Origin of the sequence: Bacteroides stercorirosoris (assembly GCF_900142015.1) — a bacterium.
Taxonomy (GTDB): domain Bacteria; phylum Bacteroidota; class Bacteroidia; order Bacteroidales; family Bacteroidaceae; genus Bacteroides; species Bacteroides stercorirosoris.
Window position 1 is genome coordinate 113,453 of record NZ_FQZN01000002.1, and the last position, 12,961, is coordinate 126,413.

Genomic DNA, 12,961 nt, shown 5'->3' on the forward strand with positions numbered 1-12,961 from the left:
ACTTGCATTCAACCTTCCCTATCATATTTTCAAAGGCTTTCAACCTGACAGAGTTTAGACGAAACCAGAGTTAACAAGCAAAAAGGAATAAAAAAGTTTGAGGTAGTCCTAGAGAATCGTTACTTTTGCATCGAAAAAGAAAATAAGTATTTTAAAATCAATCGTAAGGAAAGAAATGGCTGAATCGAACTTTGTTGACTACGTAAAGATATATTGCCGCTCCGGAAAGGGCGGACGAGGCTCTACGCACATGAGGCGTGAGAAATACATACCCAATGGCGGCCCCGACGGAGGTGACGGAGGACGAGGAGGTCACATCATCCTGCGCGGTAACCGTAACTATTGGACGCTGTTGCATTTGCGCTACGACCGCCATGCACTGGCCGGCCATGGAGAATCCGGTTCCAAGAACCGCAGTTTTGGTAAGGACGGAGAAGACAAGATTATTGAAGTTCCCTGTGGCACAGTGGTATACAATGCCGAAACGGGCGAATACATCTGCGACGTCACCGAGCATGGACAGGAAGTAGTCCTGCTGAAAGGCGGACGCGGTGGACTGGGTAACTGGCACTTCAAGACAGCCACCCGTCAGGCACCCCGCTTTGCGCAACCAGGTGAACCGATGCAGGAGATGACAGTAATCATGGAGTTGAAACTCCTGGCAGACGTAGGTCTGGTAGGTTTCCCGAACGCCGGAAAATCAACCCTGCTTGCTTCCGTATCTGCCGCCAAGCCCAAGATAGCCAACTATCCATTCACCACATTGGAACCCAACCTGGGTATTGTTTCTTATCGTGACAGCAAATCATTTGTCATGGCGGACATTCCCGGTATCATTGAAGGAGCCAGTGCCGGAAAAGGGTTGGGATTACGTTTTCTGCGGCACATCGAGCGTAACTCTCTGTTGCTCTTCATGGTGCCTGCCGATAGCGACGATATCCGGAAAGAATATGAAATCCTGTTGAATGAGTTGAGCACTTTCAATCCTGAAATGCTGGACAAACAACGGGTACTTGCCATCACCAAGAGCGATATGCTCGATCAGGAATTGATGGACGAAATAGAGCCTACACTCCCTGCAAACGTTCCGCATGTATTCATTTCTTCCATTACCGGCATGGGACTTTCCGTACTTAAAGACATTCTATGGGAAGAGTTGAATAAGGATAGCAACAAAATAGAAGCTATCGTTCACCGTCCGAAGGACGTGAGCAAGCTTCAGGAAGAACTGAAAGACATGGGTGAGGACGAAGACCTCAGCTATGAATATGTGGAAGACGACGAGGATGTGGAAGACCTGGAAGACTTCGAATACGAAGAAGAAGACTGGGAGGATGACAAGCAATGATTGCTCTGACAGAAGATAAAAAGATGTTGGGATACGGGGTTATGGCACCGTACTCCAACATTTTTTGTTTTGCAACTACCCGCCGGGGAGGTTTCAGTAAAGGAGATTATGCCTCTTTCAACTGTACGCCTTATACCGGGGATGATGCAGAATGCGTCCGTCGCAATCAGGAATTGCTCTGCAACTCCATGCCTCAACGGCCTAAAGAATTAGTCATTCCGTTCCAGACACATGGTACAAAGGTGGAGGTGATTGATGAAAAATACCTCCATGCCACGGCCGACGAACGCACAGCGATGTTGCAAGGAGTAGATGCGCTGGTCACCCGAGAGTCGGGTTGCTGCATCTGCATTTCCACGGCAGACTGCATCCCCATCTTGCTTTACGACCGCAAGAATCAAGTGGTAGCCGCCGCCCATGCAGGCTGGCGGGGAACGGTGAATTACATAGCCGGACATACACTCGACAAAATGCGGGCTCTTTACGGCACAGATGGAAAAGATGTAACGGCCTGCATCGGCCCCGGCATCTCCCTACCTTCTTTTGAAGTGGGAGAAGAAGTGTACGAGGCTTTCCGCATGAATGGTTTTGCCATGGACTACATCTCGGAGTGGAAGCCGGAAACACATAAACACCACATCGACTTGTGGGCTGCCAACCGAATGCAGTTGCTCGATTTCGGAGTACCCGGCGAACAGATAGAAACATCGGGTATCTGTACCTACATGAGACATGAAGAGTTCTTCTCGGCAAGACGGCTCGGTATCAAATCGGGACGCATATTGTCGGGAATAATGCTAATGTAATCCAACTGAATATATGTATAACATTACCATATCAGAAGAAATAAAAAACGCCTGCCCCATCTTCAAGGGTGCAGCCATTTATGCAAAAGTCACCAATACCGCTTTCTGCGAAGGACTTTGGGAAGAAATCAACGCTTTCGCCAAAGAGCTGACTTCCACCACCCAACCGGAAGACATAAAACAGCAACCCGCCATTGCCGCCACCCGCGAGGTTTATAAACGCTGCGGCAAAGACCCCAGCCGTTACCGTCCTTCCGCCGAAGCCCTGCGCCGCCGCCTGATGCGCGGAATAGACCTTTATCAGATAGATACATTGGTGGACCTGATCAACCTGGTCTCCCTGCGCACAGGTTATTCCATCGGTGGTTTCGATGCGGACAAGATACAAGGAATCAACCTCGAACTGGGTGTAGGCCGTGCCGAGGAGCCTTTCGAAGGTATCGGACGCGGAGTGCTGAATATCGAGGGACTCCCGGTTTACCGTGACGCCATTGGTGGTATCGGTACTCCTACCAGCGACCATGAACGCACCAAAATGGACTTGGGTACCCAACATATCCTTGCCATCGTCAACGGATATAGCGGGCAGGAAGGACTGCCGGAAGCTGCCGGAATGATCCAAGAATTACTCAAAAAGTACGCCTCGTCCGATGGAGGGGAAATCATCTATTTCGAATAAAAGCAAAACCTTAAATCATGAATATACTCTACCTGTTGTTGTCTGTATTATTGTCCATCACTCCACCGGAGGAGAAGCCCAGCTTCACTCAAATGGAAATTAACCATATCCGTGTCGCCACACCGGAGCTTTTCGCCAACACTAAGTTATTAGAATTGCATTTGGAACAAATACCCGACACCGCCTATTGTTTTCCGCTTCCCGGAGGAAAAGTAATCTCCCCTTATGGACGTGGAGGTGGACGCCATTCCGGCATCGACATCAAGACCTGTGCCAAAGACACCATTCGTAGCGCCTTCGATGGTGTCGTGCGTATGTCAAAGCCGTATAGTGCTTACGGAAATGTCATCGTCGTACGCCACTCTTCGGGATTGGAAACCATATACAGCCATAACTTCAAGAATCTTGTGCAGAGCGGTGACATCGTTAAGGCCGGACAACCCATTGCACTGACCGGACGTACCGGACGTGCCAGCACCGAACATCTTCATTTTGAAACCCGTATCAACGGACAGCATTTCAACCCTAATCTCATTTTCGATTTCAAAGAAAGGACACTCCGCAAAGAGTGTATTCAATGCACCAAGAATGGAAAAGGCGTCATCGTGAAGCCTGCAACAAAAAAAACAGCCGGAACTACCTAAGTATCCAAACGTTTCACTAAATTTGCAACTGTTTTACCTATAAAACGACATGAACTTATAAACAATTCAATGATAGAAAAACTGATTGTTCTTGAGGATATCGACCCGGTTATCTTTTACGGCGTGAACAACGCCAATATGCAGCTGATAAAAGCCTTGTATCCCAAACTGCGCATTGTCGCACGTGGCAATGTCATCAAAGTATTGGGAGACGAGGAAGAAATGTGCGCATTCGAAGAAAACATCACGAAACTGGAGAAGTACTGCGCCGAATATAACTCGCTGAAAGAAGAGGTCATCATCGATATCATCAAAGGGAATGCACCGCAAGCGGAAAAGTCGGGCAACGTCATCGTATTCAGCGTGACGGGAAAGCCGATTATTCCCCGCAGTGAAAACCAGATGAAACTGGTAGAAGGCTTTGCTAAGAATGACATGGTATTTGCCATCGGTCCCGCAGGTTCGGGAAAGACGTACACCGCCATTGCTCTTGCCGTGCGTGCCCTCAAAAATAAAGAGATAAAGAAAATCATCCTCAGCCGCCCCGCCGTAGAGGCCGGTGAAAAGCTTGGTTTCCTGCCCGGCGACATGAAGGATAAGATAGACCCGTATCTGCAACCTCTCTACGATGCCTTGCAGGATATGATTCCGGCCGCTAAACTGAAAGAGTATATGGAACTGAACATTATTCAGATCGCTCCCCTCGCCTTTATGCGCGGACGCACACTGAATGACGCAGTGGTTATTCTGGATGAAGCGCAGAACACCACCACCCAGCAAATCAAGATGTTCCTCACCCGTATGGGTATGAATACCAAGATGATTGTAACGGGTGACATGACGCAGATTGACTTGCCGTCTTCCCAGACATCGGGGCTGGTGCAGGCACTCCGCATATTGAAAGGTGTAAAAGGTATCAGCTTCGTGGAACTGAATAAGAAAGATATTGTACGCCATCAATTGGTGACCCGCATTGTAGATGCCTACGAGAAATTTGATAAAGAAACCAAGGCCGAACGGGAAAAAAGAAAACTCACCACGGGGTAACACAGAGTCTCACAGAGTTTTTTTCTGCTCTGTGAGACTCTGTGTCACTCTGTGGTGAAAACCATAGGAAATATCCAAATCATAAATATTATAATGATGCAAGCATTAACAAAAACAGATTTTAATTTTCCGGGACAGAAAAGTGTATACCACGGAAAAGTACGTGATGTTTATAACATCAATGGTGAAAAACTGGTCATGGTAGCAACTGACCGTATCTCTGCATTCGACGTTGTTTTGCCGAAAGGCATCCCTTTCAAAGGACAGATGCTGAATCAGATTGCAGCCAAATTCCTGGACGCTACTACCGACATTTGCCCCAACTGGAAAACAGCTACGCCCGACCCGATGGTAACGGTAGGTGTCATGTGCGAAGGTTTCCCCATCGAAATGATTGTACGCGGTTACCTTTGCGGTAGCGCATGGCGTACTTACAAGAGCGGTGTACGCGAAATCTGTGGCGTGAAACTTCCAGAAGGAATGAAAGAAAACCAGAAGTTCCCCGAACCTATCATCACCCCGACCACCAAAGCCGAAATCGGCGAACACGACGCCGACATCTCCAAAGAGGAAATTCTTGCCAAAGGTCTGGCTACTCCCGAAGAATATGCCGTATTGGAAAAATACACCATGGCACTCTTCAAGAGAGGAACGGAAATCGCAGCGGAACGCGGCTTGATCCTGGTAGACACAAAATATGAATTCGGTAAGCACAACGGTACCATCTACCTGATGGACGAAATCCACACTCCGGACTCCAGCCGTTACTTCTACTCCGAAGGTTACCAGGAACGTTTTGAAAAAGGCGAAGCGCAGAAGCAACTTTCCAAGGAGTTCGTACGCGAATGGTTGATGGACAACGGTTTCCAGGGTAAAGAAGGACAGCAAGTTCCTGAAATGACAGACGAAATCGTAACTTCTATTAGCGAACGTTACATCGAACTGTACGAACACATCACTGGTGAGAAGTTCGTAAAAGAAGATACGAGCAACATTGCCGCCCGCATAAACAAAAACGTTACTACGTTTTTGAATGAATAATTAAGGAATGAAAGAATGAACTACCCCCAGGAACATATCAAACCCTACGGCGAAGACGGAAAGAAGAGTGAACAGGTAGAAGAAATGTTCGACAACATTGCTCCTGCCTATGATAAACTGAACCACACCCTTTCTTTGGGCATCGACCGTAGTTGGCGCCGCAAAGCAATCAAGTGGTTGAAGCCTTTCCAGCCAAAGTGCATCATGGACGTAGCCACCGGCACGGGTGACTTCGCCATCCTTGCCTGCCGAGAATTGCAGCCCGACCAACTGATAGGCACCGACATTTCGGAGGGAATGATGGACGTGGGACGTAAAAAAGTAAAACAGGCGCACCTCTCGGACAAGATATCCTTTGCCCGGGAGGACTGCACCTCCCTCTCATTTGCCGATGATATGTTTGATGCCGTAACCGTAGCGTTCGGTATCCGCAACTTTGAAGGACTGGACAAAGGGCTGGCGGAAATGTGCCGCGTGCTGAAACCCGGAGGACATCTCGTCATCCTGGAACTCTCCACACCGGACCGTTTTCCAATGAAGCAACTCTTCACCATCTACTCCAAAGTTGTCATCCCCCTGCTCGGCAAATGCCTGTCAAAAGATAACAGTGCCTACACCTACCTGCCCCAAAGCATCCGTGCTTTCCCGCAAGGCGAAGTGATGCAGGGAGTAATCCGCAAGGCAGGTTTCAGCCAGGTAAACTTCCGGAGGCTGACGTTTGGTATATGCACTTTGTACACGGCGACAAAATAAATAGTAAAGTGATTATTAACGTTAGCACACTAAGAGAATTATGCAGAAATACGGTTTAATAGGCTATCCGCTGAGACATTCGTTTTCCATCGGATATTTCAATGAAAAGTTCAAGTCGGAGAACATTGATGCTGAATATGTGAACTTTGAAATACCCAGCATCAACGATTTCATGGAAGTTATAGAGGAAAATCCCAACCTCTGCGGACTCAACGTGACTATCCCCTACAAGGAACAAGTCATCCCTTTCCTTGACGAACTGTATAAAGATACCGCTAAGATCGGCGCAGTCAACGTCATCAAAATCATCCGCCAGCCGAAAGGAAAAGTCAAACTCATCGGCTACAATTCGGACATCATCGGATTTACACAGTCCATTGAACCTTTACTACAACCACATCATAAGAAAGCATTGATACTGGGTACAGGCGGCGCATCCAAAGCAGTCTATCGCGGGCTGGCCAATCTGAGTATCGAAAGCGTATTCGTATCACGCACAAAGAAAGATGACAAATTTCTCACTTATGAAGAACTGACACCGGAAATTATGCAGGAGTATACAGTTATCGTCAACTGCACCCCTGTCGGCATGTATCCTAAGGTAGATTTTTGTCCGAATATCCCTTATGACCTGTTAACTTCCAACCATTTGCTCTACGATTTGTTATATAATCCCAACGAGACTCTCTTCATGAAGAAAGGAGAAGCACGCGGAGCCGTTACTAAAAACGGACTGGAAATGCTGTTATTGCAAGCATTTGCCGCTTGGGAAATATGGAACAGATGAGAAAAATAGGAGGAAGAATGAAAAAAGGTATCAAATACGGTCTGTCGGGACTGTTAGCAGTTATCATTGTTGCCCTCGTAGGTGCAAGTTTCTATATGCTTGGCTATTCGCTGAGACCGGAACACAACAAAGGGAAGGATATTCCCGGCTCCTACGAGTACATGCTCAGCGAATATCCACAGATAAAGCCCTGGCTGGATAGTCTGCAGACTGCCGGCGCTTTGCGAGACACCTTTATCATCAATCCCAAAGGAGTGCAACTGCATGCCATTTATGCGGCTGCCCCCGAACCTACCGGCAAGACCGCCGTCATCGTACATGGCTATACGGACGATTGCATCCGTATGCTGATGATAGGTTACCTCTACAACAAAGATTTAAAGTACAACATCCTGCTGCCCGACCTGCAAAACCAGGGACTGAGTGGCGGACCTGCCATCCAGATGGGATGGAAAGACCGTCTGGACGTGTTGCAATGGATGGACATAGCTTCCAACATCTTCCGTGACAGTACGCAGATCGTGGTGCACGGCATTTCAATGGGAGCCGCCACTACCATGATGGTATCAGGTGAAGAACTACCCGACTACGTGAAGTGTTTCGTAGAAGATTGCGGTTATACCAGCGTATGGGATGAATTCTCCCATGAGCTGAAAAGCCAGTTCAGCCTGCCACCTTTCCCGTTGATGTACACCACCAGTTGGCTGTGCAACGCCAAATACGGCTGGAACTTCAAGGAGGCTTCTTCGCTGAACCAGGTGAAAAAGTGCAAACAGCCGATGATGTTTATCCACGGCGATGCAGATACTTACGTGCCCACCTGGATGGTATACCCCCTCTACGAAGCGAAGTCAGAACCTAAGGAACTGTGGATTGTCCCCGGCGCCACACACGCCATGTCCTACAAGGACTATCCGGAAGAATATACCGAACGTGTGAAGAATTTCGTAGGAAAGTATATACATTGATGTGATTTTTCCTATATTCGCCACACAAATACCATAGTATGAAAAGATTAATCTCCATAAGTTTATTCTTATGCCTGCTCCTATCCGTACAGGCACAGAAAGTCTATACAACAGACAATATCCCCAAAGTACATCTCCAGAACAAGATGCGCTATGTCTGCAATCCGGATGATATCCTCTCGCAGGCTGCCTGTGACAGCATCGACCGTATGCTGTATGCGCTTGAACAACAGACGGGAATCGAGACAGTAGTTGCCGTGGTTCCCTCCATCGGCAGTGACGACTGTTTCGACTTCGCCCACCGCCTGCTCAATGAATGGGGTGTGGGAAAGAAAGGAAAGAATAACGGCCTGGTCATTCTCCTGGTCACCGACCAGCGTTGCATCCAGTTCTACACAGGCTACGGCCTGGAAGGAGACCTGCCCGACGCCATTTGTAAACGCATACAGATGCGGGATATGATTCCTTACCTGAAAGACGGCAACTGGGATGCCGGCATGGTGGCCGGTGTGCGTGCCGTATGCGGCAGACTGGATGGCAGCATGGTGAACGACGGGGAAGATGAAGACGAACTCTCTTTCTTCGGTATCCTAGCGGCAGTCATCGGTTTCTTTGTCGTAGCCGGACTGATAGGCTGGATTGCGGCACGTGCTGCAAGCAAATGCCCCAACTGCGGCCAACATAAATTGCAACGTACCGGCAGCAAAGTCGTTTCACGCCGCAACGGGGTGAAAACGGAAGACGTCACTTACACTTGCCGCAACTGCGGGCACAGCATCGTGCGCCGTAAGCAATCTTACGATGAAAACTATCGTGGAGGCAGCGGAGGCGGTCCGGTCATCTTCGGAGGGGGCGGAGGCTTCGGCGGCAGAGGCGGAGGAGGATTCAGCGGAGGCAGCTTCGGAGGAGGTATGGGAGGCGGCGGAGGCGCCGGTTCACGATTTTAATATTTAATCATTTAATAAAGAAAAGTATGAAGAAGTCAACTATTATCATTCTTGTTGTTTTAGCCCTTCTCGTCATTTGGGGCGTAACCGGTTATAACGGACTGGTAACTATGGATGAAAACGTAAGCGGACAATGGTCGAACGTTGAAACGCAGTATCAGCGCCGTGCCGATTTGATACCGAACCTGGTTAATACGGTAAAAGGATATGCTTCGCACGAAAAGGAAACCCTGGAAGGCGTAGTGCAGGCCCGCAGCCAGGCCACTCAAATCAAAGTGGACGCCAACGACCTGACACCCGAAAAGCTGGCCGAATATCAGAAAGCGCAAGGTGCCGTCACCTCTGCCCTGGGCAAGTTGCTCGCCATCACCGAGAATTATCCCGACCTGAAAGCCAACCAGAACTTTCTGGAACTGCAAGCCCAGTTGGAAGGAACGGAAAACCGTATCAACGTAGCACGCACTAACTTCAACAATGCGGCGAAAGATTTTAATACAGCTATCCGCCGTTTCCCAAAGAATATTCTTGCAAGCCTGTTCGGCTTTGAGAAACGCGCTTACTTTGAAGCTGCCGAAGGTAGTGAAACTGCCCCGCAGGTACAGTTTTAAATAAAAAAGAGACTCCCCCTCCACCCTTTGTCAATGCCCTATTCATAGGCGTTACAGGGTGGAGGGGGAGTTTTCTGTATAGAACGATGTCTTATTGCAAATCCGTTATCGCTTCCCGCAATTCCTTTACACCACGCCATGCTCTGAGGAACAATCGAAGCCCGATCAGCAATCCAACGCCAAGCCCCGTCCACGCACCTATCAGCATATAGGGGTCACCGAATTCCGACATATCCCAAAGCATACTCACCAGCAAAGGTATAGCGCACGCCACACTTACGGCTATCCCAACTTTGAAAGAGATGTGAAAGCGGTTTTCTGCCAGACAAATCTCACGCACAGTCAGTTTCAGACAGTCAATCCGTTTCAGCAATAGCCACCACGTGAATTGGCGGGCTACGATTACAGCCACAAACACAAACAGCAATATCCACGTCAGCAGACTAAAGCCGTAACTATCATGACGTCCTAAGATCCAAAGAAGGACAGGCAAAACAATCACCAGCATCATGAACCGCTTCAGAATGCGTTCTCTCACCTGTTGTAGTTTACTGTTTACAGTGTTATTCTTTTGCTGGCGCTGCTCCATCTCCAACCGTCCCAGTCTTTCTTCCATTATATTCCAATTTTTCTTCAATTCTTCCAGTTCCATAGTCCGTATCGTTTAGCTATTCGCTTGTTTGGTTAGTTTATCCTTGATTCGTTTCAGTTTTGAGGCAACGGTATTGCGCGGCACACCGACAATCTCCGCAATCTCTTCGTAAGAGTTTTCATCCAGCCACAACAGGATGACGGCACGTTCAAACTTGTCCAATCCCGCAATGAGGCGGTACATCTCTTTCAGTCGCCGGGTGGTTTCATTATCCTCCGCTTCGAGACCGTAGAGAGAATCGAGTGAAGTATGTTCACCGCGGCGCTGCTGCTGGCGATAGAAAGAGATACAGGTGTTCAGACCTACGCGGTAAATCCACGAGGAAGGTTTGCCTTTTCCTTCATATCCGTCGAAGCCCCGCCAAAGGTTTATCACAACTTCCTGATAGAGATCTTTAAAATTGTCCCCATCCGTGGCATACATATAGCAGATTTTATAAATCACCCGCTTGTACTCCTCGATGAGGGAAGTGAACTGTTTTTCTTTCGTATTCTGTTCCATCTTAAGATAGTCTTTTGTACATAAGACGCCGGTTTAGGAGATTAGTTGCAAGAGGGGAGAAAAAATATAGCCTGAGTTGTGGTGTTGCATCTGTGTTGCAACGTTGCTACACATACTTTGCTATACTACAGCATATACCTTGCAGTGATACTGCATATGTTTTGCAGTGACGCTGCATATGCTTTGCAGTGATACTGCACATGCTTTGCAGTGATGCTGCACATGCTTTGCAGTGATGCTGCACATGCTTTGCAGTAATACTGAACATGCTTTGCAGTGATGCTGCACCTGTTTTGCAGTGAAACAGAATACCTTTTCCTTATTTAATTTAGTTATGCGCTTTTCTGTTTATACCCGATATCAGTAGACGTTTCTTTAGAATAGTATCCTGAACCAGTAGTCACTTCTTTCGAAATTATGCTGATAAAATAGACATAACCACATATAAAGAGAGATTATTCTATATATGAAAAATATGAAATACTCTTTTGATTCACAACCATATACTCCAAATAACAGCCTAAAAGTCAGTGCTGACAAAACGTTTGTCGTCACTTACAAACACTTTGTCGTCACTACCGTCAAACCCCGATTGGTAAATGGTTTAATGGCTATCAGTGCTGGAGTGTTGACAACTTATTAAAAAAAACGTTGTTGAAACCCTGAGTTCAAGTTATAAAACACAGGGCGTCCGCTCAATAGTCTAAACAGTTTTTTTCTTATTAGGTTATGAATGAAACAGATGATTATTGCGCAGCTCAAGGCTGAAAGGCTTAGGCTGCGCTAAATTATCATTTGATTCCTTTTTTATCAGATTCAGTAACAATTGAAAAATAAAGATACAACGAAATACTCTATACTCCTACTCTGCCGAAAGAAAGATAAAAAGCAAGTATGTCCGGACTAAGGGAAGCAGCCTCTTTCGGGTAAATTCTTATGCAAACTCAAGGCTATAAGCAAAATAATCACTACTTTTGCGCATTCAATTGAAAAAACATATCAACTCATGAGTAACCAAAGATACATGATGCGCGGTGTCAGCGCCTCTAAAGAAGATGTGCACAATGCCATCAAGAACATCGACAAAGGAATCTTCCCGCAAGCTTTCTGCAAAATCATCCCCGATATTTTGGGCGGCGACCCGGAGTATTGCAACATCATGCATGCCGACGGTGCAGGTACCAAATCTTCGTTGGCCTACATGTACTGGAAAGAAACGGGTGACCTCTCCGTATGGAAAGGCATCGCACAGGATGCACTGATTATGAACATCGACGACCTGCTTTGTGTAGGTGCAGTAGATAACATCCTAGTGTCCTCCACCATCGGACGAAACAAATTGCTGATTCCGGGCGAAGTAATCTCCGCCATCATCAACGGTACGGACGAATTGCTTGCCGAACTCCGCGAGATGGGCGTAGGCGTATATGCCACGGGGGGTGAAACAGCCGATGTGGGCGACTTGGTGCGCACCATTATCGTAGACAGCACCGTGACTTGCCGCATGAAGCGCAGCGACGTGATTGACAACGCCAACATCCGTCCGGGCGACGTGATCGTAGGTATGGCTTCTTACGGACAAGCCACTTATGAGAAAGAATATAACGGTGGCATGGGCAGCAACGGCCTAACTTCTGCCCGTCATGATGTGTTCTCCAAGTATCTGGCAGAGAAATATCCCGAAAGTTATGACAAGGCAGTGCCCGAAGAACTGGTTTACAGCGGTGGTCTGAAGTTGACGGATGCCGTAGAAGGCAGCCCGCTGGATGCAGGTAAGCTGGTGCTCTCTCCTACCCGCACGTATGCGCCGGTAGTGAAGAAGTTGCTGGATGCACTCCGTGCAGACATTCACGGTATGGTGCACTGCTCGGGTGGTGCACAGACTAAAGTATTGCACTTTATAGGTGATAATTGCCGCGTGGTTAAAGATAATTTGTTCCCTGTTCCTCCGTTGTTCAAGACCATTAAAGAAGAGAGTAACACGGACTGGGCAGAAATGTACAAGGTTTTCAACATGGGACACCGCTTGGAAGTATACCTGTCGCCCGAACATGCCGAAGAGGTAATCGCCATCAGCAAGAGCTTCGGTATTGATGCGCAGATTGTGGGACGCATTGAGGAAAGCGATAAGAAGGAGCTGATTATTAAGAGCGAGTTCGGAGAATTCAAATACTAATTAA

At 47.7% G+C, this 12,961-nt stretch carries 14 protein-coding genes; 12 read left to right on the forward strand and 2 right to left on the reverse strand.

Annotated features, from left to right (window positions below; all coding sequences use genetic code 11):
- Positions 1-175 precede the first annotated feature (175 nt).
- The 11 genes from obgE (at position 176) to BUC01_RS02065 (ending at position 9,628) form a co-directional block, all read left to right on the forward strand.
- On the forward strand, positions 176-1,348 hold the full coding sequence (gene obgE, locus BUC01_RS02015; RefSeq protein WP_025832343.1) for a GTPase ObgE: 1,173 nt from the start codon (positions 176-178) through the stop codon (positions 1,346-1,348).
- Entirely contained in the window at positions 1,345-2,154 is an 810-nt protein-coding gene (gene pgeF / locus BUC01_RS02020) for a peptidoglycan editing factor PgeF (protein ID WP_073312557.1), read from the forward strand. Before obgE ends, pgeF begins: the two co-directional genes overlap by 4 nt.
- Positions 2,155-2,167: 13 nt before the next feature.
- Complete coding sequence (locus BUC01_RS02025; protein ID WP_073312560.1) at positions 2,168-2,833, forward strand: B3/B4 domain-containing protein; 666 nt, start codon at positions 2,168-2,170, stop codon at positions 2,831-2,833.
- A 17-nt stretch (positions 2,834-2,850) separates the two neighbouring features.
- The gene (locus BUC01_RS02030) at positions 2,851-3,477 is read left to right on the forward strand and encodes a M23 family metallopeptidase (RefSeq protein ID WP_034524344.1); all 627 of its coding nucleotides are present in this window, start codon (positions 2,851-2,853) and stop codon (positions 3,475-3,477) included.
- Between the two features lie 69 nt (positions 3,478-3,546).
- Positions 3,547-4,524, forward strand: coding sequence for a PhoH family protein (locus BUC01_RS02035; protein ID WP_025832340.1), 978 nt, complete (start codon positions 3,547-3,549; stop codon positions 4,522-4,524).
- Between the two features lie 96 nt (positions 4,525-4,620).
- On the forward strand, positions 4,621-5,565 hold the full coding sequence (locus tag BUC01_RS02040; RefSeq protein ID WP_025832339.1) for a phosphoribosylaminoimidazolesuccinocarboxamide synthase: 945 nt from the start codon (positions 4,621-4,623) through the stop codon (positions 5,563-5,565).
- A 15-nt stretch (positions 5,566-5,580) separates the two neighbouring features.
- Entirely contained in the window at positions 5,581-6,318 is a 738-nt protein-coding gene (ubiE, locus tag BUC01_RS02045; protein ID WP_073312562.1) for a bifunctional demethylmenaquinone methyltransferase/2-methoxy-6-polyprenyl-1,4-benzoquinol methylase UbiE, read from the forward strand.
- 40 nt (positions 6,319-6,358) lie between these two features.
- A complete protein-coding gene (locus tag BUC01_RS02050; protein WP_025832337.1) occupies positions 6,359-7,105 on the forward strand; it encodes a shikimate dehydrogenase family protein in 747 nt (248 codons plus the stop codon).
- A gap of 17 nt (positions 7,106-7,122) precedes the next feature.
- Positions 7,123-8,073, forward strand: a complete 951-nt coding sequence (locus BUC01_RS02055) for an alpha/beta hydrolase (protein ID WP_025832335.1) — start codon at positions 7,123-7,125, stop codon at positions 8,071-8,073.
- A 38-nt stretch (positions 8,074-8,111) separates the two neighbouring features.
- Positions 8,112-9,020, forward strand: coding sequence for a TPM domain-containing protein (locus BUC01_RS02060; RefSeq protein ID WP_073312565.1), 909 nt, complete (start codon positions 8,112-8,114; stop codon positions 9,018-9,020).
- Positions 9,021-9,046: 26 nt separating this feature from the next.
- Positions 9,047-9,628 carry a LemA family protein gene (locus BUC01_RS02065; RefSeq protein WP_025832333.1) on the forward strand — a complete coding sequence of 194 codons (582 nt, stop codon included), beginning with the start codon at positions 9,047-9,049 and terminating at the stop codon, positions 9,626-9,628.
- Between the two features lie 91 nt (positions 9,629-9,719).
- On the opposite strand, the gene BUC01_RS02070 is transcribed toward BUC01_RS02065, so the two are convergent.
- Together BUC01_RS02070 and BUC01_RS02075 are read right to left on the reverse strand one after the other, a co-directional pair.
- Positions 9,720-10,280, reverse strand: coding sequence for a hypothetical protein (locus BUC01_RS02070; protein WP_025832331.1), 561 nt, complete (start codon positions 10,278-10,280; stop codon positions 9,720-9,722).
- 12 nt (positions 10,281-10,292) lie between these two features.
- Positions 10,293-10,781 carry an RNA polymerase sigma factor gene (locus tag BUC01_RS02075; protein ID WP_025832329.1) on the reverse strand — a complete coding sequence of 163 codons (489 nt, stop codon included), beginning with the start codon at positions 10,779-10,781 and terminating at the stop codon, positions 10,293-10,295.
- Positions 10,782-11,787: 1,006 nt separating this feature from the next.
- Between BUC01_RS02075 and BUC01_RS02080 the strand changes: the two genes are divergently transcribed.
- Positions 11,788-12,957 (forward strand): AIR synthase-related protein, encoded by a 1,170-nt coding sequence (locus BUC01_RS02080; protein ID WP_073312567.1) that lies wholly within the window; start codon positions 11,788-11,790, stop codon positions 12,955-12,957.
- The last annotated feature ends 4 nt before the right edge of the window (positions 12,958-12,961 follow it).

Bases quoted from the DNA above. Each gene is read 5' to 3' on its own strand.
- pgeF (WP_073312557.1), top strand. From the start codon at position 1,345: ATGATTGCTCTGACAGAAGATAAAAAGATGTTGGGATACGGGGTTATG.
- BUC01_RS02035 (WP_025832340.1), top strand. From the start codon at position 3,547: ATGATAGAAAAACTGATTGTTCTTGAGGATATCGACCCGGTTATCTTT.
- BUC01_RS02055 (WP_025832335.1), top strand. From the start codon at position 7,123: ATGAAAAAAGGTATCAAATACGGTCTGTCGGGACTGTTAGCAGTTATC.
- BUC01_RS02080 (WP_073312567.1), top strand. From the start codon at position 11,788: ATGAGTAACCAAAGATACATGATGCGCGGTGTCAGCGCCTCTAAAGAA.
- BUC01_RS02030 (WP_034524344.1), top strand. From the start codon at position 2,851: ATGAATATACTCTACCTGTTGTTGTCTGTATTATTGTCCATCACTCCA.
- BUC01_RS02040 (WP_025832339.1), top strand. From the start codon at position 4,621: ATGCAAGCATTAACAAAAACAGATTTTAATTTTCCGGGACAGAAAAGT.
- obgE (WP_025832343.1), top strand. From the start codon at position 176: ATGGCTGAATCGAACTTTGTTGACTACGTAAAGATATATTGCCGCTCC.
- BUC01_RS02075 (WP_025832329.1), bottom strand. From the start codon at position 10,781: ATGGAACAGAATACGAAAGAAAAACAGTTCACTTCCCTCATCGAGGAG.
- BUC01_RS02050 (WP_025832337.1), top strand. From the start codon at position 6,359: ATGCAGAAATACGGTTTAATAGGCTATCCGCTGAGACATTCGTTTTCC.
- BUC01_RS02060 (WP_073312565.1), top strand. From the start codon at position 8,112: ATGAAAAGATTAATCTCCATAAGTTTATTCTTATGCCTGCTCCTATCC.
- BUC01_RS02065 (WP_025832333.1), top strand. From the start codon at position 9,047: ATGAAGAAGTCAACTATTATCATTCTTGTTGTTTTAGCCCTTCTCGTC.
- BUC01_RS02025 (WP_073312560.1), top strand. From the start codon at position 2,168: ATGTATAACATTACCATATCAGAAGAAATAAAAAACGCCTGCCCCATC.
- ubiE (WP_073312562.1), top strand. From the start codon at position 5,581: ATGAACTACCCCCAGGAACATATCAAACCCTACGGCGAAGACGGAAAG.
- BUC01_RS02070 (WP_025832331.1), bottom strand. From the start codon at position 10,280: ATGGAACTGGAAGAATTGAAGAAAAATTGGAATATAATGGAAGAAAGA.